The 22,032-nt window shown below is 71.7% G+C and carries 18 protein-coding genes; 15 read left to right on the forward strand and 3 right to left on the reverse strand.

Annotated features, from left to right (window positions below; translation table 11 throughout):
* Window positions 1–232: 232 nt before the first annotated feature.
* Window positions 233–2,911: a LuxR C-terminal-related transcriptional regulator gene (locus DEI88_RS01950; RefSeq protein WP_181441244.1), complete on the forward strand. Its 2,679-nt coding sequence runs from the start codon at window positions 233–235 to the stop codon at window positions 2,909–2,911.
* A 119-nt stretch (window positions 2,912–3,030) separates the two neighbouring features.
* Here the strand turns inward: DEI88_RS01950 and guaB are convergent, their stop codons facing one another.
* A complete protein-coding gene (guaB, locus tag DEI88_RS01955; protein ID WP_111009777.1) occupies window positions 3,031–4,533 on the reverse strand; it encodes an IMP dehydrogenase in 1,503 nt (500 codons plus the stop codon).
* A gap of 432 nt (window positions 4,534–4,965) precedes the next feature.
* Between guaB and DEI88_RS01960 the strand changes: the two genes are divergently transcribed.
* The 12 genes from DEI88_RS01960 (at window position 4,966) to guaA (ending at window position 17,486) form a co-directional block, all read left to right on the forward strand.
* Window positions 4,966–6,276 carry a branched-chain amino acid ABC transporter permease gene (locus tag DEI88_RS01960; RefSeq protein ID WP_181441245.1) on the forward strand — a complete coding sequence of 437 codons (1,311 nt, stop codon included), beginning with the start codon at window positions 4,966–4,968 and terminating at the stop codon, window positions 6,274–6,276.
* 10 nt (window positions 6,277–6,286) lie between these two features.
* Complete coding sequence (locus DEI88_RS01965; RefSeq protein ID WP_111009776.1) at window positions 6,287–7,273, forward strand: branched-chain amino acid ABC transporter permease; 987 nt, start codon at window positions 6,287–6,289, stop codon at window positions 7,271–7,273.
* The gene (locus tag DEI88_RS01970; RefSeq protein ID WP_111009775.1) at window positions 7,266–8,273 is read left to right on the forward strand and encodes an ABC transporter ATP-binding protein; all 1,008 of its coding nucleotides are present in this window, start codon (window positions 7,266–7,268) and stop codon (window positions 8,271–8,273) included. The genes DEI88_RS01965 and DEI88_RS01970 overlap by 8 nt, the downstream gene beginning before the upstream one ends.
* The gene (locus DEI88_RS01975; RefSeq protein ID WP_111012171.1) at window positions 8,270–9,022 is read left to right on the forward strand and encodes an ABC transporter ATP-binding protein; all 753 of its coding nucleotides are present in this window, start codon (window positions 8,270–8,272) and stop codon (window positions 9,020–9,022) included. The genes DEI88_RS01970 and DEI88_RS01975 overlap by 4 nt, the downstream gene beginning before the upstream one ends.
* A gap of 215 nt (window positions 9,023–9,237) precedes the next feature.
* Window positions 9,238–9,366 carry a hypothetical protein gene (locus DEI88_RS01980; protein WP_284183583.1) on the forward strand — a complete coding sequence of 43 codons (129 nt, stop codon included), beginning with the start codon at window positions 9,238–9,240 and terminating at the stop codon, window positions 9,364–9,366.
* A 121-nt stretch (window positions 9,367–9,487) separates the two neighbouring features.
* The gene (locus tag DEI88_RS01985) at window positions 9,488–10,606 is read left to right on the forward strand and encodes a GuaB3 family IMP dehydrogenase-related protein (RefSeq protein ID WP_111009773.1); all 1,119 of its coding nucleotides are present in this window, start codon (window positions 9,488–9,490) and stop codon (window positions 10,604–10,606) included.
* An 82-nt stretch (window positions 10,607–10,688) separates the two neighbouring features.
* Window positions 10,689–12,512, forward strand: a complete 1,824-nt coding sequence (locus DEI88_RS01990) for a glycerol-3-phosphate dehydrogenase/oxidase (RefSeq protein WP_111009772.1) — start codon at window positions 10,689–10,691, stop codon at window positions 12,510–12,512.
* Window positions 12,513–12,644: 132 nt separating this feature from the next.
* Entirely contained in the window at window positions 12,645–13,175 is a 531-nt protein-coding gene (locus tag DEI88_RS01995; protein ID WP_111009771.1) for a cation:proton antiporter regulatory subunit, read from the forward strand.
* Window positions 13,176–13,179: 4 nt separating this feature from the next.
* A complete protein-coding gene (locus tag DEI88_RS02000; protein ID WP_111037438.1) occupies window positions 13,180–14,595 on the forward strand; it encodes a cation:proton antiporter in 1,416 nt (471 codons plus the stop codon).
* A gap of 12 nt (window positions 14,596–14,607) precedes the next feature.
* The gene (locus DEI88_RS02005; RefSeq protein ID WP_181435241.1) at window positions 14,608–15,447 is read left to right on the forward strand and encodes an SURF1 family cytochrome oxidase biogenesis protein; all 840 of its coding nucleotides are present in this window, start codon (window positions 14,608–14,610) and stop codon (window positions 15,445–15,447) included.
* 9 nt (window positions 15,448–15,456) lie between these two features.
* Window positions 15,457–15,909, forward strand: a complete 453-nt coding sequence (locus tag DEI88_RS02010; protein ID WP_111009768.1) for a DUF3817 domain-containing protein — start codon at window positions 15,457–15,459, stop codon at window positions 15,907–15,909.
* Window positions 15,906–17,486, forward strand: a complete 1,581-nt coding sequence (gene guaA, locus DEI88_RS02015) for a glutamine-hydrolyzing GMP synthase (RefSeq protein WP_111072787.1) — start codon at window positions 15,906–15,908, stop codon at window positions 17,484–17,486. The genes DEI88_RS02010 and guaA overlap by 4 nt, the downstream gene beginning before the upstream one ends.
* Window positions 17,487–17,678: 192 nt before the next feature.
* Here the strand turns inward: guaA and DEI88_RS02020 are convergent, their stop codons facing one another.
* Complete coding sequence (locus DEI88_RS02020; protein WP_111026979.1) at window positions 17,679–18,551, reverse strand: Bax inhibitor-1/YccA family protein; 873 nt, start codon at window positions 18,549–18,551, stop codon at window positions 17,679–17,681.
* 234 nt (window positions 18,552–18,785) lie between these two features.
* On the opposite strand from DEI88_RS02020, the gene DEI88_RS02025 reads away from it, so the two are divergent.
* On the forward strand, window positions 18,786–19,820 hold the full coding sequence (locus tag DEI88_RS02025; protein ID WP_111072788.1) for a glycerophosphodiester phosphodiesterase family protein: 1,035 nt from the start codon (window positions 18,786–18,788) through the stop codon (window positions 19,818–19,820).
* Between the two features lie 10 nt (window positions 19,821–19,830).
* On the opposite strand, the gene DEI88_RS02030 is transcribed toward DEI88_RS02025, so the two are convergent.
* On the reverse strand, window positions 19,831–21,297 hold the full coding sequence (locus DEI88_RS02030; protein WP_111072786.1) for an MFS transporter: 1,467 nt from the start codon (window positions 21,295–21,297) through the stop codon (window positions 19,831–19,833).
* 51 nt (window positions 21,298–21,348) lie between these two features.
* On the opposite strand from DEI88_RS02030, the gene DEI88_RS02035 reads away from it, so the two are divergent.
* On the forward strand, window positions 21,349–21,957 hold the full coding sequence (locus tag DEI88_RS02035) for a TetR/AcrR family transcriptional regulator (RefSeq protein WP_111072785.1): 609 nt from the start codon (window positions 21,349–21,351) through the stop codon (window positions 21,955–21,957).
* Window positions 21,958–22,032: the final 75 nt, after the last annotated feature.

The raw sequence follows: 22,032 nt of genomic DNA on the forward strand, positions 1-22,032 counted from the left end.
TCGGTCGTGCTCGACCCGCGAGCGGTGTCGAGATACCCTCAGGGCGGGAGGGTCTTGCCCTTCACCTCTGGGTACCGGGTGAAGTGGAACGACCCGGTGTTGTTCCGGAATGTCACCCGTGGGCGAGATAACGGCGATGTACGAAGTTTCGCCGTCGCGTCCGCCTGATCACGCACCTAGCCTCCTCGTACCCAGTCAGGGGTACGTGATGTGGTCATCGGAGCGAACGCGTATGGAAGAGATGCTGACCTCGGTCGGGACGGAACAGGCGGCGGACGTCGCTCGGGCGCGAGGCGGAGGTGGTCGGACACCGCGGCCGGGCTACCCGCGACCGCGCCGGTTCCAGCTGCGTCGGCCGCGGTGGCTCGAGGCGCTCGACGACGCCGCTCGCGCGCAGATCGTGTGCGTCCGTGGTCCGGCCGGGACCGGGAAGACCACCGTGGTGGCCGACTGGGTCGACCGCGAGGTCACCGAGGGCGGACGACGCGTCGCGTGGCACGGTGCCCGCGAGACCGACACACGGTGCGGGTTGTGGCGGAGCGTGGTCGCCCAGCTCCGACGGGAAGCGGACGGACCGCAGCCCGAGCACCCCGACCGCGATGACGAGCCGGACGAGGAGGTCGTGGCGGCGTTGCTCACCCGACTCGACGGCGACGAGGTCATCGTGCTCGACGAGTTCGACCGGCTCCGCGATGCCGGGATCGCGGCAGCGGTGGAGGACGACGTCGCCTGGCTGCTCGAACGCACCCGCTGCACGGTCGTGGTCGTGTCGCGGCGCAGCACGGCGTTCGAGGGGAGTGCGGTCGCGGCCCGGTTCGACGTCGAGGTCCTCGACACGTCCGGCCTGCTCTTCACACAGCAGGAGACCGCGGCGGTCCTGACGCTCCGCGGTGTCGCGTTCGACAGCCCCGCCATCGCGATGGTGCACGAGCGGCTGTCCGGCTGGCCGACCGCGGTGCAACGGCTGACGAACCAGCTCGCGCTCGAACCGCACCGGGTGTGGCACCGCGACGAGCTCGAGCCCGTCGTCCGCCGCATCGCCGTCGAGATCGTCGACGAGTTGACGTCGGGGCTGCGGGGGACGGCGTCGTGGCCGGCGATCGTCACCGGCGCGGTCCTCCCGTTCATGAACAAGGACATGCTCGTCCGCGACGAGGGCGACGCGGCGCAGGTCGCGCAGCTCCTCGACGTGGCGGAACGAGCCGGGCTCGGCGCGTGGACCCGCGTGCGCGGCCGCTCCCGCTTCACGCTCACCCCCGTCGTCAAGCGCGTCCTCACGGAGCAGGTGGCCCTGCAGGAGGACCGTTCCATGCCCGACATCGCGGCCGCCGGAGCGCGTCTGCTCGAGGGGGAGGGCGAGATCCGGGAGGCCGTTGGCCTCGCCGCCGCCGCGCAGGACTGGCCGTACCTGGCCGCGCTGACGCGACAGCACTACGCGGTGCTGTGCCGCGACCACCACGCCGAACTCGTGGCGATCCTCGCCGTCGTGCCGCGTGACCACATGGAGACGGACCCCTGGCTCCTCCACCTGCAGGCGGCCATGCACTTCGCCGACGACGGCGGGCGGACGGCGGTGCCGGCCGCGGCCTTCGCCCGGGCCGACGCCGCGGCGCGCGAGCGGTTGAAGTCCGACGTCGGAGCGGAGAGCGTCCGCAACTCGGTCCTCCGCGTCGCGTCCCTCCGCCGCGCCGGGAGCTTCGGACGGGCCCTCGCGGTCGCCCGGTCCCTGCCGGACCTGCTCACGGCGATGCGCACCACGCCGGCAGCGGGCGTGCGCCTGAGCGCGGACGGCCACATGCAGGTCGGCATCACGCACCTGCACGACGGCAGCCACGAGGAGGCCCTGCAGCACTTCGCGCCGCTCGCCCGCTCGAACGAGGACCCGCACCTGCGTATCCAGGCGATGGGCTACTCCGCCTACCTGCACGTCCTGCGCGGGGACGTCCGGCGTGGTCGGGAACTCGTGACCCTCGCGATGCGCGACGGCAGCTGGTTCCCGTGGCGGCACAGCGTGTGGGCGGTCCCCGTCCACGTCGCCGCCGCCCTCGCCGCACTCGAGACCTGGGACCTCCCGACGGTCGACCGGCACATGCGGGTGCTCGACACCCTGCCGTACGACCTCGAGGACTGGCCGCTCGTCGTGCACCTCCGCGCCTTCCGACTGTTGCTCCAGGGCGACGGCCTCGGAGGGTTCGGGGTGATCCGCGACGCCGAGGGCCACTACGGCCGTGACGCCCTGAGCAACCACCACCAGGGGCTCATGCACGTCCTCAAGTCCGACCTGCTGCTGCTCGCGCGGCAGGCGAAGGCCGCGCTCGCCGGCCTCCGCCCGTTCCTCGACGGGCGCGAGAGCGTCGCCGGCGCCCAGGCGCGCGCGCTGCTCCTCGCGGGCAACGCGCCACATGCCCGTCTCTTCGCCGACCGGCTCATGTGGCGGAGCAACCCGAGCCCCCGGACCCGCACCGAGCTCCACGTCGTCCGCGCGGTCGCGTCCTGCCGGCTCGGCGACCTCGACGCCGCGCGGACGTCGCTCGACGAGGCGGCGACGGTGAGCAGCGCGCGGGGCCTGTCCACCCCGTGGTGGCTCGTTCCACGCGACGAACTCGAGGGGTTGTTCGACCAGGTGGCCCCGCACCTCCGGCCGGTGCTCGCGGACGCCCCGTCGGTGTACTCGAGCGACCTCACGGTGCCGCGGCTGACCCGCCGCGAGGGGGTCGTGCTCACGCGGCTCCGGGCACAGGGCTCGATCGAGGACATCGCCACCGACCTGGGGGTGTCGCCGAACACCGTGAAGACGCAGGTGCGGAGCATCTACCGCAAGCTCGGCGTCGGCTCCCGTGCGGAGGCCGTGCGGGTCGCGTACGAGTGGCACCTCATGGGAGCGCCGGAGGGGCAACGGGCCGACGTCTAGGGCCGGGCCACCCTCCCCGCACCAGCGACCGCGCGTGGGCCGCGGAACGGCGGCGGGCCCGCGGAACGGCGACGGGCCCGCCGACCGGAGTCGACGGGCCCGTCCACGGGGAAGCCGTGTCAGCCGCGGTAGTTCGGCGCCTCGACGACCATCTGGACGTCGTGCGGGTGCGACTCCTTGAGCCCCGCGGCGGTGATCCGGACGAACTTGCCGCGGGCCTTGAGCTCGGGCACCGTGCGACCGCCGACGTAGAACATGGACTGCCGGAGGCCGCCCACGAGCTGGTAGACCACGTTGCCGAGGGCGCCGCGGTAGGGCACCTGGCCCTCGATCCCCTCGGGGATGAGCTTGTCGTCCGAGGGGACGTCCGCCTGGAAGTAGCGGTCCTTCGAGTACGAGGTCTTCTTGCCGCGGGTCTGCAGCGCGCCGAGCGACCCCATACCGCGGTACGTCTTGAACTGCTTGCCGCCCACGAACACGAGGTCCCCGGGGGACTCGTCGCAGCCGGCGAGCAGCGAACCGAGCATGACCGTGTCGGCACCCGCGACGAGCGCCTTGGCGATGTCGCCCGAGTACTGCAGGCCGCCGTCCGCGATCACCGGCACTCCGGCCTCGCGCGCGGCCAGTGAGGCCTCGTACACGGCCGTGACCTGGGGCACCCCCACGCCCGCGACGACGCGCGTCGTGCAGATGGAGCCCGGACCGACGCCGACCTTGACCGCGTCGACACCGGCGTCGATGAGCGCCTGCGCGCCCGCGCGGGTCGCGACGTTGCCGCCGATCACGTCGACCCCCGCGAACGCCGGGTCCGCCTTGAGCCGGCGCACCATGTCGAGGACGCCCTCGCTCTCGCCGTTCGCGGTGTCGACGACGAGCACGTCGACGCCCGCCTCGAGCAGGGCCGTCGCCCGTTGCCAGGCATCGCCGAAGAAGCCGATCGCGGCACCGACGCGCAGGCGGCCCTCGGCGTCCTTCGTGGCGTCCGGGTACTTCTCGCTCTTGTCGAAGTCCTTGACCGTGATGAGCCCGCGGAGCCGGCCGGACGCGTCGACGAGCGGGAGCTTCTCGATCTTGTGCTGGGCGAAGATCGCGACCGCCGCCTCGGGGTCGATGCCCTCGGGCGCGGTGATGAGGGGCGCCTTGGTCATGACGTCACGGACGAGTGTCGTGCTCTGCTCGAACGGCGCGACGAAGCGCATGTCGCGGTTGGTGATGATGCCGACGAGCGTGCCGTCGGACTCCACGACCGGGAGTCCCGAGACGCGGAACTGCCCGCAGAGTGCGTCGACCTCGGCGACGGTGGCGTCGGGCCGCGTGGTCACCGGGTTCGTGATCATGCCCGACTCGCTCCGCTTGACCTTGTCGACGGCAGCCGCCTGGTCGGCGATCGACAGGTTGCGGTGCAGGATGCCGATCCCGCCCTGGCGGGCCATCGCGATCGCCATGCGCTCCTCGGTCACGGTGTCCATGGCCGCCGACAGGAGCGGCACCGCCACCTCGATCCGCTTGGTGAGGCGCGAGCGGGTCGACGCCTCGCTCGGGATGACGTCGGTGTGCCCGGGGAGCAGCATGACGTCGTCGTAGGTGAGTCCGATGAATCCGAACGGATCCGGCTGGTCCATGGGTCCCTCTCGTCGTTCCGGGCTGGCTGCAGGTGCTCCGGCCACGACGTCGGGTACCGGATGGGACATGGTAACGCGGGCGCGTGGGCCCGCCATTCCCGCAGCCGGGCGCCGTCCGACCGGGTGGGAGGCAGGACCTGAGCGGTCCGCCCTGGTTCGGCTGAGCGGACGCTGGGTCGCCACTCGCACTCCTGTGCATCATCACGGTTCCGTGACGAAGCACGCAGGGAACCTGATGGAAACACAGGTGACACAAACGCTCCGTACTGTCGGCGCAACCGCACGGACCGCCCGATCGGACGGAGGTCGTGCCGGAACCGTCGACGTCCGACGGTCCGAGAGGGAGGCTCAGTGGGTTCCACGACGTCGACGGGCACGGCGCCGCACACGCGCCGTCCCCGCACCCGGGTGGGCCGGCACCGCCCGGTCGTCCTGCTCCTCGCCGCACTGCTGTCGCTCGCCGCGGTCGTGGGCCTCCAGTGGGCGTCAGCCCCGGGCGCGGTCGCGGCCACGGCGGCGACCTGCACGGTGAGCGACGCGAACGGCTGCATCCAGGGCACGATCCTCGACTCGGACCGCGAGCCGGTCCGGGGAGCGGAGGTCCGGGTCACGGGACCCGGTGGGTTCGCCGAGACCTCCACGACGGAGGACGACGGTCGCTGGTCCGTCCGCATCACGACGTCGGGCCGGTACCGGGTCTCCCTCGACCAGACGACCCTGCCCCAGGGGCAGTACCTGGCCGACGCGCAGCAGGACGCGCGCCCCGTGCAGGCCACGGTCGGGTCGAACGCCGGCACGATCTTCCAGCTGACCACCGTCAAGGGCGCGACGAGCGCGAGCCTCGACGACGGTTCGGGCGTCACCTGGGGTCGGACCTGGCAGCAGCTCGCATCCGGCATCCGCCTCGGGCTGCTCATCGCGCTCGCGTCGGTCGGCCTCTCGCTCATCTACGGCACCACCGGGCTCTCGAGCTTCTCGCACGGCGAGCAGGTCACGCTCGGCGGGCTCCTCGCCTACCTGTTCGCGAACGTCCTGGGGTTCGACATCTGGCTCGCCGGGATCATCGTCGTCGTGCTCTGCGCGGCGACCGGGTACCTGCAGGACGCCGTGATCTGGCGCCCCCTCCGACGGCGGCGGATCAGCCTGACGCAGCTCATGATCGTGACGATCGGACTGTCGATCGCGCTCCAGTACGCGTTCCAGTACTTCTTCGGGGCGGCGACGGTGCGGATCCAGCAGGGCAACCCGCGCACGGTCGACTTCGCCGGCGTGACGCTGACCGTGCAGTCGTACGTCGCGATGGGCATCGCGGTGCTCGTGCTGGTCGGGACCGGCCTGTTCCTCGTCCGGACCCGCCTCGGCCGGGCCACCCGCGCGGTGTCCGACAACCCCGCACTCGCGGCGGCGTCCGGCATCGACGTGGACCGGGTGATCCGGTTCGTGTGGACCCTCGCCGCGGGCCTCGCCGGCCTCTCGGGCGTCATGCTCGGGCTCGTCCTCAACGGGGTGAACTGGCAGACCGGGCTGCAGCTGCTGCTCCTCATGTTCGCGGCGGTCACGCTCGGCGGCCTCGGCACGGCGTACGGCGCGCTCGTCGGCTCGATGGTGATCGGCATCGTCGTGGAACTCACGAACCTCGTGCTGCCCGGCGACTTCAAGTACGCCACCGCGCTCGTCATCCTCATCCTCGTGCTGCTGCTCCGGCCGCAGGGCATCTTCGGACGCGCCGAACGGATCGGTTAGGGAACGGACCATGGACTACCTCGTCAGCCTGCTCACGTCGCTCTCGGCCGAGGCGATCGCGCCCACCACGGCGGCGTTCGCCATCGCCGCGATCGGCCTCAACATCCACTTCGGGCTCACCGGACTGGTCAACATGGGACAGGCCGCGTTCCTGTTGCTCGGCGCGTACGGGTACGCGATCGCGGTCATCCACGGCGTGCCCGTGGGACTGGCGATCGTCATCGCACTGCTCACGGCGATCGTGTTCGCGGTCGTCCTCGGCATCCCGACGCTCCGGTTGCGGGGGGACTACCTCGCGATCGTCACGATCTCGGGCGCCGAGATCATCCGGATGGTGGGGCGTTCCAGCCTCCTGACGACGGTCACGGGCGGGTCGAACGGCCTCACCGGGTCGAGCTACCGCGACTCGTTCAACGCGCTGTCGTTCCTGCCCGAGGGCAGCACGCGGATCCTCTGGTTCGACTTCACGAACAACGGCGTCAACGGCTGGTGGATCCGCATCGTCGGTTGGGGCCTCGTCGCCCTGTTGTCCCTGATGTTGTTCGCGCTCACGCGGAGTCCGTGGGGGCGGGTCCTCAAGGCGATCCGCGAGGACGAGGACGCCGTCCGCTCCCTCGGCAAGAACGTGTACTCGTACAAGATGCAGGCGCTCGTGCTCGGCGGGGTGATCGGTGCGCTCGCCGGCATCGTGTACGTCCTGCCGTCGTCCGTCCAGCCGGACGCGATGGGCCGCTCGATGACCTTCTTCATCTGGACCGCACTCATCCTCGGCGGGGCGGCGACGGTCTTCGGCCCCGTGCTCGGCTCGGTCCTGTTCTTCGTCGTCCGGCTCGCCATCCGCACGCTCGCGAGCGACGTCATCCCGAACTCGATCATGAACACGCAGCAGGCCGAGCAGTTCTCGTACGTCCTCGTCGGGGTCGCGCTCATGCTGCTCATCGTGTTCCGCCCGCAGGGACTCCTCGGGAACAAGAAGGAGCTGACGTTCAGTGTCTGACCCCACGACCGCGGCCGTCGCCCTCCGGGACGTCCCGCACGCGCCCGGTTCCGCCAAGCCAGACCCCGTGCTCCGCGTCGATCGCATCACGCGCCGGTTCGGTGGGATGACGGCGGTGGACGTCGACCACCTCGAGGTGCAGCGCGGCGCGATCACGGCCCTCATCGGACCGAACGGCGCCGGCAAGACCACCTTCTTCAACCTGCTCACGGGCTTCGACAAGCCGAGCTCCGCGCCGCGCGCCCTCGCCCGGCGGCGCCCGGAGGACGCGGCGTGGGAGTTCGACGGACGTCCGCTCGGCTCGGTCGGCGCGGCCGCGGTGGCCCGCGCCGGCATGGTGCGGACGTTCCAGCTCACGAAGGCGCTGTCCCGGCTCACGGTGCTGCAGAACATGCTGCTCGGCGCCACGGACCAGCCCGGTGAGCGGTTCTTCACGGCCCTCGTCAAGCCGCTGTGGGCCAAGCGGGAGGCCGAGATCACCGAGAAGGCGCGCGAGCTGCTCGCCCGCTTCTCGCTCCTCGACAAGCAGGACGACTACGCCGGGTCGTTGTCCGGTGGGCAGCGGAAGCTGCTCGAGATGGCGCGGGCGCTCATGTCCGATCCGACGATGATCATGCTCGACGAGCCGATGGCGGGTGTGAACCCCGCGCTCACCCAGAGTCTGCTCGGGCACATCCAGGGCCTCCGCGACGACGGCATGACCGTCCTGTTCGTCGAGCACGACATGCACATGGTCCGGCACATCTCGGACTGGGTCGTCGTGATGGCCGAGGGGCGCGTGGTCGCCGAGGGGCCCGCGGCCAGCGTGATGGAGGACCAGGCCGTGATCGACGCCTACCTCGGCGCGCACCACGACACGGACCTCGGTGACGACGCGCTCCTCAGCGACGAGACGCTCGACGAGCTCGAGCAGGAGGTCGCGGCCGAGGACGCCGCCCACGACCAGGACCACCCAGCGCCGCCGACGGCGAGCGACCACATCGGAGGAACCACGCGATGACCGCCACCATCGGGGAGCCCGTGCTGCGGGCCGAGAACGTCGTGGCCGGCTACCTGCCGGGCGTCGACATCCTGAACGGCTGCGACCTCGTGTGCGCGCCGGGGGAGCTCATCGGCATCATCGGCCCGAACGGCGCCGGCAAGTCGACGCTCCTCAAGGCGCTGTTCGGGCTCGTGACGGTCCGGAGCGGCAGCGTGACCCTCGAGGGCGAGGACATCACGAACCACCGGGCCGACAAGCTCGTGCGGGCCGGGATCGGGTTCGTCCCGCAGACGAACAACGTGTTCCCGTCACTGTCGATCCAGGAGAACCTGCAGATGGGGATGTACCTGCGGCCACGGAAGTTCGCCGAACGGCTCGAGGTCGTCTACGACCTGTTCCCCGTCCTCGGCCAGCGGCGGGGTCAGCGGGCCGGATCGCTGTCCGGCGGCGAGCGACAGTCGGTGGCCATGGCCCGCGCCCTCATGATGGACCCGAAGGTGCTCCTGCTCGACGAACCGAGCGCCGGGCTGTCGCCGGTGCGGCAGGACGAGACGTTCATCCGCACCCGACGGATCAACAAGGCGGGCGTCTCGATCGTCATGGTCGAGCAGAACGCCCGCCGCTGCCTGCAGATCTGCGACCGGGCGTACGTCCTCGACCAGGGACGCAACGCCTACTCGGGCACCGGCCGTGCGCTCGCGGACGACCCGAAGGTGATCGAGCTGTACCTCGGTACCCTCGCGAAGGACGTCGACGCCGCCGGGTAGGCCGCGCCGACCGCGGGTGCCGCCGTGGGGGCGGCATCCGCCGGGAGGGCCGGACGAGGTCGCGCGAGCGCCGTGCGGTCCTCCCGCCCCCCGGCACCACGCCCGGGAGGCCCGGCCCCGCGCCCGCCCCGCTGCTAGCGTCGGGTCCGTGCCCACGTCCGGCCGCCGCCCCGCCCCACGAACACCGCCCCGTCCTCGACGGCGTGGTGTGGGTCGTGTTCGCCCTGCTCTTCGTCGGCGCGGCCCTCGTGCTCAAGGTGTTCGTGGTGCTCGTCGTCGTGCTCCTCGTCCTCGCCGTCGGACTCGGGCTGACGCTCCGGCTGCTCCGCCGCTCGCGTCGGTGACGCGCGCGGCGGCCGCTGCCGTGCCTCCCGGCCGTGCCCGACGCGTCGCTCGCGGACCGGTGCGCACCGTCCGGCCGGCCCGTTCCCGGGTCGGCCCGGCCCGGCCCGCTAGTCTGACCCGGTGACTGAAGTCGAGATCGGGGCCGGCAAGCGCGGACGACGGGCGTACGCCTTCGACGACATCGCGGTGGTGCCCTCGCGGCGCACGCGCGACCCGCGCGACGTGTCCGTGCAGTGGTCGATCGACGCCTTCACCTTCGACGCGCCGATCATCGCAGCGCCCATGGACTCGGTGGTCTCGCCCGCGACCGCGGTGCACATGGGCCGCCTCGGCATGCTCGGTGTCCTCGACCTCGAGGGCCTCTGGACCCGGTACGAGGACCCGGAGCCGTACCTCGCCGAGATCCGCGAGCTCGCCGACGGCGACGTCACGGCCCGCATGCAGCAGATCTACGCCGAGCCGATCAAGCCCGAGCTCGTGACCGCCCGCCTCGCCGAGATCCGCGCCGCGGGCGTGCCGGTCGCCGGTGCGCTGAGCCCGCAGCGCACGCAGGAGCTGTACCAGACCGTCGTCGACGCCGGTGTCGACCTCTTCGTGATCCGGGGCACCACCGTGTCGGCGGAGCACGTGTCCCAGAACCAGGAGCCGCTGAACCTCAAGGAGTTCATCTACGAGCTCGACGTGCCCGTGATCGTGGGCGGCGCGTCGACGTACACGGCCGCGTTGCACCTCATGCGCACGGGCGCCGCGGGGGTCCTCGTCGGCTTCGGCGGCGGTGCGGCATCGACGACACGCGCGGCGCTCGGCATCCACGCGCCCATGGCCACCGCGGTGGCGGACGTCGCCGGTGCCCGGCGCGACTACCTCGACGAGTCCGGCGGCCGCTACGTGCACGTCATCGCCGACGGTGGGCTCGACACCTCGGGCGACATCGTCAAGGCGATCGCGGTCGGTGCCGACGCCGTCATGCTCGGCACGGCGCTCGCGCGTGCCACGGACGCCCCGGGCGGCGGCTACCACTGGGGCGCCGAGGCGCACCACCCCGAGCTCCCGCGCGGACGCCGGATGCACGTCGGCTCGATCGCGCCGCTCGAGGACGTCCTTGCCGGCCCGACCCCGACGAGCGAGGGCCGGGCGAACCTGGTCGGCGCACTCCGCCGGTCGATGGCCACCACCGGATACTCCGACGTCAAGGAGTTCCAGCGAGTAGAAGTGGTCGTGGCGCCGTACCACGCCTGACCCGCCCGCTCGGCGGTCGTCCGGAGCCCGGCGCCGCGGGCTGCGTCGCCGGCGTGGCCGACCACGCGGTACGGAGGCGGACATGGCCAGGACGACGGTCTCGAACTCGAACAAGATCGGTCCGGAGGAACGTGCGGCGGCCATCCAGGCCCTGAAGTCACGCGAACTCGACGTGCTCGTCATCGGGGGCGGCATCGTCGGCACGGGGAGCGCGCTCGACGCCGTCACGCGCGGGCTGAGTGTCGGCATCGTCGAGGCCCGGGACTGGGGATCGGGGACCTCCAGCCGCTCGTCGAAGCTCGTGCACGGCGGGATCCGGTACCTGGAACAGCTCAACTTCGCGCTCGTCCGCGAGGCCCTCATCGAGCGCGGCCTGCTCCTGCAGCGACTCGCCCCACACCTCGTCAAGCCCGTGAAGTTCCTCTACCCGCTCAACCACCGGGTCTGGGAGCGGTTCTACATCGGCATCGGCATGGCGATGTACGACGCGTTCAGCTGGAGTGGCGGGCGACCCCCGGGCGTCCCGCACCACCGGCACCTGTCGAAGCGCCAGGTGATGCGTGCGATCCCGAGCCTCGCGAAGGACGCCCTCGTCGGCGGGATGACCTACTACGACGCCCAGGTCGACGACGCGCGGTACGTCGCGTCCCTCGCCCGCACCGCAGCGGCGTACGGCGCCCACGCCGCCAGTCGGGTGCGGATCGAGGGCTTCGTCAAGGTCGGCGAGCGCGTCGTGGGGGCGAAGGCGCACGACATCCAGACCGGTGAGCGGTTCGACATCCGCGCGAAGCAGGTGGTCAACGCGACGGGCGTGTGGACGGACGACACCCAGGCCATGGTGGGGGAGCGGGGCCAGTTCAAGGTCCGCGCGTCGAAGGGCGTGCACCTCGTGATCCCGCGTGACCGGTTCCAGTCGACCATGGGCATGATCCTGCGCACCGAGAAGAGCGTGCTGTTCGTGATCCCGTGGGGCCGGCACTGGCTCGTGGGCACGACGGACACCGACTGGGACCTCGACAAGGCGCACCCCGCCGCGACCGCCGCAGACATCGACTACATCCTCGAGCACGTCAACCAGGTCCTCGCGGTCCCGCTGACGCGCGAGGACGTCGAGGGCGTCTACGCCGGACTCCGCCCGTTGCTCGCGGGCGAGTCCGACCAGACGTCGAAGCTGTCCCGCGAGCACATCGTCGCGCACACCGTGCCCGGGCTCGTCGTCGTCGCGGGCGGCAAGTGGACGACCTACCGCGTGATGGCAAAGGACGCGATCGACGAGGCCGTCGCCGCGCTCGACGGCCGGATCCCGGAGTCGATCACGGACGAGATCCCGCTGCTCGGTGCCGAGGGCTACCCGGCCGCGTGGAACCGGCGCGGCAGGACGGCCCGGGCCTACGGGCTGCACAAGGTCCGGCTCGAGCACCTGCTCAACCGGTACGGCACCCTCGCCGACGAGGTCCTCCGGCTCGTCAGCGAGGACCCGACGCTCGCCGAGCCGCTGCCGGGGGCCGACGACTACATCGGCGCCGAGGTCGTGTACGCGGCGAGCCACGAGAGCGCCCTGCACCTCGAGGACGTCCTCGCCCGGCGGACGCGCATCTCGATCGAGGCGTGGGACCGCGGCGAGTCGGCCGCACCCGTGGCCGCGCGGCTCATGGCGGGCGTGCTGGGCTGGGACCGCGAGCGCACCGAGGAGGAAGTGGGCAACTACCTCAAGCGCGTCGCGGCGGAGCGGGCGAGCCAGCTCGAGCCGGACGACGCCTCCGCCGACCGCGTGCGGCTCGAGGCGCCCGACATCGCGTTCGGCTTCGAGGAGGACGACGTCAAGGTCGGCGGCCCGGGTCGCCAGGACGGCGGCCGCGCCGAGGACGAGCAGGTGATCGGCGAGAAGACGACCGAGCCGCGCTGACGGCGGCGGCTCCCGACCGGACGGCGGACGGGAGGGACGGTGCGGGCGCGCCCCGCTCCTCCCGGTCCGCGGCGGCGGGAATCGCGCGAGCGCGTGCGCGGTTAACATGGGCGACAACAAAGGGAGTCATCCATGGTCGACGTTCATCGCGTCAAGCTCCCCGGCGTCGGCGTACTGCACAGCTTCTACACCGACGACGGTGGCAAGTGCGGGGTCATCACGCACCGGTCGGGGCACTCCGACCTCATCTCCTTCGCCGACGTGTCGGACGGCGCCGACCGTGCGCAGAAGGTCTCGCTCCGCCTCAGTGAGGACGAGGCCCACACGCTCGCCGAACTGCTCGGCGGCACCCGGATCACCGAGGGCCTGTCGAAGCTCGACGAGATCCCCGGGCTGTCGATCGACTGGTTCAGCGTCGACTACGAGGACGCCATCGCCGGCAAGCCGCTCGGCGACCTGGCGGCCGCGGGCATCATCGGCCTCACCGTCGTCGCGGTCGTCCGTGGCGACTCGGCGAACCCGGCGCCCTCCGGCGACTTCGTCGTGTTCCCGGGCGACACCATCGTCGTCGCGGGTTCCCCGGAGAAGGTCGCGCGCGCCTTCGCCTACTACCGCAGCGGTGTACTGACGGCGGCGTCCGTCGAGGCCCCGCCCGGAGGATAGGGCGATGCACCTGGGTGGTGAGCTGCTGACCATCGGCGGCCTGTTCCTCATCGCCTACGTCCTCGGACGTCTCGGCAAGCTCATCGGCCTGCCGGCCATCCCGATCTACATGGTGGTCGGACTCATCGCGAGTCCGCACTCCACGTGGATCGGGCTGAGCATCGAGTCGCACACGATCGAGCTCATCGCGACGTTCGGGCTCGTGCTGCTGCTGTTCAACCTCGGGCTCGAGTTCGACCAAGAGGAGTTCTACGGCAACGCGGGCAAGTTGCTCGTGTCCGGCGGTACCTACGTCGCGATCAACATGGGCGTCGGGTTCGCGTTCGGCTTCTCGCTCGGCTGGGGCACGCGCGAGGCCCTCGTCGTCGCGGGGATGACGGCGACGAGTTCGAGCGCGATCGTCACGAAGCTCCTCATCGAGCTCCGGCGCCTCGCGAACGACGAGACGCCGATGATCCTCGGCGTCACGGTCATCGAGGACGTCTTCATCGCCATCTACCTGGCGATCGTGTCCGTCGTGCTCAGCGGCGACACGAACATCTGGGCGGTCGTCGGCAAGCTGGCGCTGTCGTTCGGGTTCCTCATCGTCATGTTCTCGCTCGCGCGCTGGGGCGGCAGGTTCGTCTCGCGTGCCTTCAACACCCGTGACGACGAACTGTTCACGGTGCTGTTCTTCGGGCTCGCGGTGCTGTTCGGGGGGCTCGGAGACCTGCTCGGCGTGACGGACGCCATCGGCGCGTTCGTCATCGGTCTGCTCTGCGGTGCCACCCGGTACCGCGACCGCATCGAACAGCTCGCGCTCCCGATGCGGGACGTCTTCGGCGCGTTCTTCTTCGTCAACTTCGGTCTGGGCCTCGACGTCTCGACGTTCGGCGTCGTCGTGTGGCCGGTGCTCGGCGCCGTGCTCATGACCGTCGTCCTCAACGCGATCGCCGGCCAGGTCGTGGCGCGGATGAACGGGTTCGGCGCCCAGGCGGGCATCAACACCGCCGTGATCCTCGTCAACCGCGGCGAGTTCGCGCTCATCCTCGCGACGCTGTCGGCGGCCGCGGGCCTCGAGGCGCGGATCACGGCGTTCGCGGGGCTGTACGTCCTCGTGATGGCGATCCTCGGTCCGCTCCTGGCCGTGAACGCCGACCGGATCGGCCTCCTCGTGCTCCGCCCGGAGCGGCGGCGTGCGCGTGCTCGGACGGCGGCGGAGCAAGCGCGGCGAGCTGAGCGTGATCGCATGTTCGCCGAGGAGATCGCCCTCGTGGAGGCAGCGGGCAGCGAAGCGCGCGAGAATGGTGCACCGGAGGAGGCACCGGTGCTCGTGGAGGACCGCGAACCCGTACCGGCGTCGCCGATCGACCTCCACGCGGAGCAGGCCGGGCAGCAGTCCGACGTCCGCGCCGAACGACAGCGGGATCCGGAGTACTGACACATGTGGGCTGTGGCGCGTCGACCGCGGTGGATCGGTCTCCTGGTCCTGGCGCTCGCCCTCGCGGCGCTGTTCGCGTTCCTCGGGCGGTGGCAGCTCGAACGGGCGATCGCGACGGCGAAGGTCGGTCCCGCCTCGACCGAGAACCAGCAGGTGCTCGACCGCGTCACGAAGCCGCAGCGCTCCATGCCGGAGGACCTCGCCGGTCAGCGGGTCTCCGTGCGAGGGCACTTCGTCGCGGGCGACACGGTGGTGCTCACCGGGCGCAGCGGCGGTGGCCGCTTCCAGACGGTCGGGCACTTCGTCGACAGCAGCTCGGGCGCCAGCCTCCCGGTCGTCATCGGGTACGCGGACGCGCGGCGGGCGGCCCTCGCGGGTGGTGCCCGGGCCGCCACGGGTCGTACCGTCACGGTCGAGGGCCGCTACTACCCGTCGGAGTCACCCGACCAGGACGCGTTCCAGAAGGGCGAGCACAGCGCGGTGGCCGCGGCGTCGCTCGTCAACGAGTGGCACGACTTCGACGGCGAGATCTACGGCGGGTACGTGGTCGCCACCCATCCGACGGCGGCCCAGGCGCACCTCGGCACGATCGCCGACCGGGCGCCCACCCGGAACGTCCAGTTCAACTGGCTCAACCTGTTCTACGCGGTCGAGTGGGTCGTCTTCGCGGGCTTCGCGGTGTTCCTCTGGTACCGGTTCGTCAAGGACGCCTGGGAGCGTGAGCAGGACGAGGCGGCCGGTGACGACGACGGGCCGGACGACGACCGCGATCCCGACCCGGACCTCCCGGTCGGCTCTGCGGGTGCTCAGGACTCCCAGCTGCTCGCCGGGGCCCACGCGGGCCACCGGTAGGATCGGTCCATGGCCCTGACCGTCCGCACGCGTGACATCCGCAAGATCCCGGGGGCGGTCCGCCTGTACCGGGTCTCCGCGTACATCACGGGTGTCATGCTCCTGCTGCTCGTGCTCGAGATGGTCCTCAAGTACACGCCGATGCACACCGAGATGCAGCTGGGCGGCAACGGCTTCTTCGTGCCCGAGGGCACCTCGGGCAAGGCCCCCGGCACGTTCGACCTGTCGATCGGGATCCTCATCGCGCACGGCTGGCTGTACGTGCTCTACCTCTTCGCCGACTTCCGCCTGTGGAGCATCATGCGCTGGAAGCCGCTGCGCTTCCTGCTCATCGCCCTCGGCGGTGTCGTCCCGTTCCTGTCGTTCTTCGTGGAGCACCGCATGGCGGGCATCGCGCTGGCGACCCACCACGAACTCGTCGCGCAGCACCAGCAGGCGCGCCAGAAGGAGGCCGCTCGGTGAGCGAGACCGACCAGCGTCCCGTCCTCGTCGTCGACTTCGGCGCCCAGTACGCGCAGCTCATCGCCCGTCGCGTGCGCGAGGCGAACGTCTACAGCGAGATCGTGCCGCACACCGTCACGGCCGACGAGATCAAGGCGAAGGACCCCGCCGCGATCGTCCTGTCGGGAGGGCCGTCCAGTGTCTACGAGGCCGGCTCGCCCGACCTCGACGAGGGCATCCTGGAGCTCGGTGTGCCCGTCCTCGGCATCTGCTACGGCTTCCAGGTGATGGCGAAGTCACTCGGCGGCGAGGTCGCGAACACCGGCCTCCGCGAGTACGGGGCCACCGACGTCGAGCTCGTCGGTGACGGCGGCACGCTGCTCGGCGGCCAGCCCGCGGCGCAGACCGCCTGGATGAGCCACGGCGACTCCGTGCGCACCGCGCCCGAGGGCTTCGAGGTCCTCGCGTCGAGCTCCTCGACCCCGGTCGCGGCCTTCGGATCCGACGAGCGCAAGCTCTACGGCGTGCAGTGGCACCCCGAGGTGAAGCACTCCGCCGAGGGCCAGCGGGTCATCGAGAACTTCCTGCACAAGGCGGCGGGCCTGCCGGGTGACTGGAACGCCGGCAACGTCATCGCCGAGCAGGTCGAGCGGATCCGCGAGCAGGTCGGCTCGGCGCGGGTCATCGCCGGTCTGTCGGGCGGTGTCGACTCCGCCGTCGCCGCCGCGCTCGTGCAGAAGGCCGTGGGCGATCAGCTCACCTGCGTCTTCGTCGACCACGGCCTGCTGCGCGCCGACGAGCGGAAGCAGGTGGAAGAGGACTACGTCGCCTCGACCGGCGTCCGGCTCGTCACGATCGACGCCGAGCAGCAGTTCCTCGACGCGCTCGCCGGTGTGTCCGACCCGGAGCAGAAGCGCAAGATCATCGGGCGCGAGTTCATCCGGACGTTCGAGTCCGCGGCCGAGGCCCTGGTGCTCGAGGCGAAGGCGGACGACGACGCGGGCGAGGTCAGGTTCCTCGTGCAGGGCACGCTCTACCCCGACGTCGTCGAGTCCGGCGGCGGGACGGGCACCGCGAACATCAAGTCGCACCACAACGTCGGCGGCCTGCCCGAGGACATGACGTTCGCGCTCGTCGAGCCGCTCCGGACCCTGTTCAAGGACGAGGTCCGGGCGATCGGCCGCGAACTCGGCCTGCCCGAGGTCATCGTCGGGCGGCAGCCGTTCCCCGGCCCGGGCCTCGGCATCCGCATCGTCGGCGAGGTCACGAAGGACCGCCTCGACCTGCTCCGTGCGGCGGACGCGATCGTGCGCGCCGAACTCACCGCGGCGGGCCTCGACCAGGAGATCTGGCAGTGCCCCGTGGTGCTGCTCGCCGACGTCCGGTCGGTCGGCGTGCAGGGCGACGGGCGGACCTACGGGCACCCGATCGTGCTGCGCCCCGTCTCCTCGGAGGACGCCATGACGGCGGACTGGACGCGCGTGCCGTACGACGTCCTCGCGCGGATCTCGAACCGGATCACGAACGAGGTGCGCGACGTCAACCGCGTCGTGCTCGACGTCACGTCGAAGCCGCCGGGCACCATCGAGTGGGAGTAGGGGCCGCCGGGCCAGGGGCCCCGGGGCCGATCTGCTCGCGCTGACGACAAGTGCGCATGCGCCCGCATGCGCACTTGTCGTCTGTGCGCGCACTTCCCGCTCCGCTACGGCGCCCGGACACGGAAGAGCCCCGCCGACGGGGACGCGTCGGCGGGGCTCGGTCCGGGGTGCGGGGACGAGGTCCGAGAGGGCCTAGTTGTTCCGCAGGATCGCGAGGATGCGCAGGATCTCGAGGTACAGCCAGACCAGCGTGACGATGAGTCCGAACGCTGCGGTCCAGCCGTAGATGCGCGGGGCGCCACGCTCGACGCCGGTCTTGATCTGGTCGAAGTCGAGCACGAGCGAGTACGCGGCCATGAGCACCACGAGGATGCCGATGAGCACACCGAGCGGGATGCCGAACAGCGTCACGTTCAGCAGACCGAACGCGCTGTGCGTGACACCCGTCCACATGAGGACGAGGTTCACGAGCGAGAACGCGAGGTACCCGAGCATCGCGACGAGGAAGAACCGCGTGGCCTTCGGGGTCGCACGGACCTTGCCGGACGTGAAGAGCAGGAGCGTCACGGCGAAGACGCCGAGCGTGCCGAACACCGCCTGGGCGACGATGCCGTCCCACTGGGTGTTGAAGACCTGCGAGATCCCGCCGACGAACAGGCCTTCGAGCCCCGCGTAGGTGAGGACGAGGGCGGGTGAGGGCCTGCGCTTGAACGTGTTGACGAGCGCGAGCACGAAGCCCCCGATCACGCCGACGATCATGAGCGCCGGGACCATCCACCCGATGACCGCGCCGACGACGAGCACACCGAAGGCCACGAGCGTCTTGACGATCGTGTCCTCGTAGCTCATGCGGTCGGTCTCGACCGGGCCGGCCGCCGGGCGGTCGTACATGTACTGGAGCTGCTCGGGCGTGAGCGGCTGGCCGCCGGCCCGGCCGTAGGGGGCCTGCTGTCCGTACGGGGCCTGGCCGGAGGGGGCGCCGGCGCCGTAGGCACCGTTGCCCCATGCATTGCGGCCCGCGTCGTTGAAGGCGGGGGACTGGTCGAAACCGGGCTTGAACGCCATGGTGTCCTCGTTGTTCCTGTTCTCTGGGTGCTCTGCGGCCGGGTGTGGTCCGGCTGTCGGGGAGCGTCGCGGGTGCGAACATCCGTGTTCTCTCAGCCTAGGGTCGTTCGACGGCGCCTGGCTGGGGATTCGCGATGAGGGACTGCGGGCCTCCTGGTGGTGACGGGCTGCCATCACCGGTGTGCTCGCGATCCTGTCGCCGTCCTCTGGGAGAACGCCCGTACGCTCGTGCGCATGCCCGACGAGCACGCGCGCACGGCGTCTCCACAGCCCCGCGTCATCGCCCACCGGGGCGCCTCCGGGCACCGTCCCGAGCATTCCCGCGCGGCCTACGACCTGGCGGTGACGCTCGGCGCGGACGCGATCGAGCCGGATCTCGTCGTGAGCCGGGACGGTGTGCTCGTCCTGCGTCACGAGAACGAGATCTCGGGCACGACCGACATCGCGTCCCGACCGGAGTTCCGCGACCGGCGCACCACGAAGCGCGTCGACGGTCAGCGCGTCACCGGCTGGTTCACCGAGGACCTCACGTGGGAGGAGCTGCGCACCCTCCGCGTGCGTGAGCGCCTCCCCGCCCTGCGGCCGGCGAGCGCGGCGTACGACGGCAGCGGGGGGATCCTCCGCTTCGCGGACCTCCTCGCACTGCTCGACGCCGCACCGCGCCCGGTCGGGCTCGTGGCCGAGGTCAAGCACGCCACCTTCTTCGCCGAGCAGGGGTTGCCCCTCGACGAGCTCGTCGACGCCGTCCTCGGCGAGGCCGGCTGGCGCTCCGATCCGCGCCTCACGTTCGAGAGCTTCGAGAAGCAGGTGCTCCTCGACCTGAGGGCCCGGGGAACGGGCGGTCGCTCCGTCTACCTCATGGAGCGGCGGGGCGCGGCGGCCGACGAGCGCGCGCGGCACGGCTCCGCCGCCCCGACGTACGCCGCGGAGCGCACCGACGCCGGCCTGGCCGGGCTCGCGTCGCGCTTCGATGGCATCAGCGTGGACCTGTCGACCCTGATGGCGGGTGTCGACTCGGTCGCCGTGGGCGACGACCGGGAGGTCCGCAGCGGCCTGGTCGAGCGGGCCCACGCCGCCGGGTTGACGGTGTTCACCTGGACGCTCCGCGCGGAGAACCGGTTCCTCCCCGCGCCACTCCGGCGCGACGGCGACCTCGCGGCGCACGGGGACTGGGCCCGCTGGTTCACCTCGGTGATGCGCACGGGCGTGGACGGCGTGTTCGCGGACCAGCCGGACCTCGCGCTCGCCGCACGGTCGATGCTCCGCTGAGCGCCCCCGCTCAACCGAGCGGCACGGCACGTCGGCCGCGGGCGATCCCCCAGGCGACGAGTGCCGCGGCGACGACGGTGAGGACGAGGGACCCGGTGGTCACGGCCTCCCGGAACCCCGCGGTCTGTGCGGCGGTCCACCCGCCCGCGGTGAGCCGACCGACGGCGGACGCGGCGAGGACGGTCCCCGTGACGGCGAGACCGACGCCGGACGCGACCTCGGTGGCCGTGTCGACGAGCGCGGCACCGATCGTCGTGCGCGCCGACGGCAGGCCGCGGAGGACGTTCACGCCCGCGACGACCCCGACGACGCGCATGCCGGCCGCCTCGAGCACGAGCGCGACGGCGACCCAGGGGTAGCCGAAGCGCCCGAGCACTCCGTACACGGCGAGACCGGCCACCACCGCGGCGGCGCTGGACCACGCCGCGTGGTCGATCCCGACGCGGTCGACGAACCGGCCGACGAACGGGCCGCCCGCGACGAGGACGGCGACCTGCGGGAGCATGCCGAGGGCGGCCAGTGCCGGTGCCCAACCCCAGTCCAGCTGGAACTGCAGGGTCACGAGGTACCCGAGCCCGGCGGTGGCGAGTCCGGCGGCGGCCTTGAACGCGAGTCCGCTCGAGACGCGGGGCAGGGCGACCAGGGCGAGGTCGAGCAGGGGGTGCCGCGCGGTGCGTTCGCGGAGCACGAAGAGCGCCGCGGCCACGAGGGCGGCGAGGCTCGCGGCCCACGGCGCGCCGTCCTGCGTACCACGGTCGACGAAGAGCGTCGGTGCGACGAGGCCGAGGACGATCGTCGCCGTGCCGAGCGCCGCGCCGAGGACGTCGATCGGCGCGCGGTGGAGCTCCTCGGGCTCGTCGGGGGCCACGCCCCGGCGGACCCCGATGATCGCCAGCACCGCGATCGGGGCGTTCACGAGCAGGAGGACCTGCCACGGCGCGACCGCGAGGACGAACCCGCCGACGGTCGGTCCGATCGCGAGCCCCACGAGTCCGACCGTCGAGATGAGGGTGGTCGCGCGGACGCGGAGGTCGTCGCGGTCGAAGAGCCGGAACGCCAGGGCCATCGAGCCCGGCGTCGTCATCGCGGCGGCGACCCCCATCACGACCCGGACCGCGATGAGCTCGCCGGTCGAGCCGACGAGTGCGGTCGCGAGACTCGTCACCGCGAGCAGGACGAGCCCGACGAGCATGACGCGCCGCCGCCCGAACCGGTCGGCGATCGCCCCGAACACGAGCATCGACCCGCCGAACACGACGGCGTAGGAGCCGGTCACCCACTGCAGTCCCGTCGTCGTCGTGTGCAGATCCCGGCCGATCGTGGGGAGTGCGACGTTGAGGATCGCGTTGTCGAGCATCTCGAACAGGAACACGGCCGACAGGCCGAGCAGGGCGGGCCACGCCTGTCGGAGCGAGGTGGGCGCGCGCCGGGTGGATCGCGCACCTGGGACGATGGCGCTGGTGGTCGGGTCGGCCATGACGATGACCTTACGTGAGTAAGTTAAGTGACACAAGCAAGTGGAGGAACGATGCCACGGACCACAGCGCGCGGTGGACCCGAGACGCGAGCCAGGATCGCCGCGATCGCGTCCGGCCTGTTCCACGAACGCGGTTTCGACGCCGTGACCGTCGCGGAGGTCGCGCGGGCCGCCGGCGTGTCCAGCGTCACCGTCTTCAACCACTTCCCGCGGAAGGAGGACCTGTTCCTCGACCGCTCGCTCGACGCCGCCGAGCTGCTCCGTGCGGCGGTGCGGTCGCGTCCCGCCGGCACCGACGTCCTGGCTGCACTGCACGCCGTGGCCCTGCGGCTCGTCGACGAACGGCATCCCCTGTCCGGGCTCGACGACCGGTCCGGTCCGTTCTTCCGGACCGTGGCGGAGTCCTCGGCCCTCGTCGCCCGGGCGCGCGAGATCGGCGCGGAACTGCAGCGGACCCTCGAGGACGCGGTCCGGGACGACGGCGGGTTCGACGGCGATCCGACCCTGCTCGCGGCTCTCGTCGTGGCGGGCTACGCCACCGTGCTCGTGGTCACCGCGCGTCAGGTGATCGCGGGGACCCCGGCCGACGCCCTCGTCGACGACCACCGGGCGCGGTTGGGGCGGCTGTTCGACGCGCTCCGGGACGGTCTCGCCCGCTGAGCTCCCGGCGCCGCGGGAGGCGCGGATGCGAGCCGCGGTCGGGCGTCGGACCGATGGCGGTGTCCGTGGTCGCGC

Origin of the sequence: Curtobacterium sp. MCBD17_003 (assembly GCF_003234885.2) — a bacterium.
Lineage (GTDB): Bacteria > Actinomycetota > Actinomycetes > Actinomycetales > Microbacteriaceae > Curtobacterium.

Excerpts from the sequence above, each read along its gene's own strand:
- DEI88_RS01950 (WP_181441244.1), top strand. The coding sequence starts at position 233 with ATGGAAGAGATGCTGACCTCGGTCGGGACGGAACAGGCGGCGGACGTC.
- guaB (WP_111009777.1), bottom strand. The coding sequence starts at position 4,533 with ATGGACCAGCCGGATCCGTTCGGATTCATCGGACTCACCTACGACGAC.
- DEI88_RS01965 (WP_111009776.1), top strand. The coding sequence starts at position 6,287 with ATGGACTACCTCGTCAGCCTGCTCACGTCGCTCTCGGCCGAGGCGATC.
- DEI88_RS01975 (WP_111012171.1), top strand. The coding sequence starts at position 8,270 with ATGACCGCCACCATCGGGGAGCCCGTGCTGCGGGCCGAGAACGTCGTG.
- DEI88_RS01990 (WP_111009772.1), top strand. The coding sequence starts at position 10,689 with ATGGCCAGGACGACGGTCTCGAACTCGAACAAGATCGGTCCGGAGGAA.
- DEI88_RS01995 (WP_111009771.1), top strand. The coding sequence starts at position 12,645 with ATGGTCGACGTTCATCGCGTCAAGCTCCCCGGCGTCGGCGTACTGCAC.
- DEI88_RS02000 (WP_111037438.1), top strand. The coding sequence starts at position 13,180 with ATGCACCTGGGTGGTGAGCTGCTGACCATCGGCGGCCTGTTCCTCATC.
- DEI88_RS02010 (WP_111009768.1), top strand. The coding sequence starts at position 15,457 with ATGGCCCTGACCGTCCGCACGCGTGACATCCGCAAGATCCCGGGGGCG.
- DEI88_RS02020 (WP_111026979.1), bottom strand. The coding sequence starts at position 18,551 with ATGGCGTTCAAGCCCGGTTTCGACCAGTCCCCCGCCTTCAACGACGCG.
- DEI88_RS02025 (WP_111072788.1), top strand. The coding sequence starts at position 18,786 with ATGCCCGACGAGCACGCGCGCACGGCGTCTCCACAGCCCCGCGTCATC.
- DEI88_RS02030 (WP_111072786.1), bottom strand. The coding sequence starts at position 21,297 with ATGGCCGACCCGACCACCAGCGCCATCGTCCCAGGTGCGCGATCCACC.
- DEI88_RS02035 (WP_111072785.1), top strand. The coding sequence starts at position 21,349 with ATGCCACGGACCACAGCGCGCGGTGGACCCGAGACGCGAGCCAGGATC.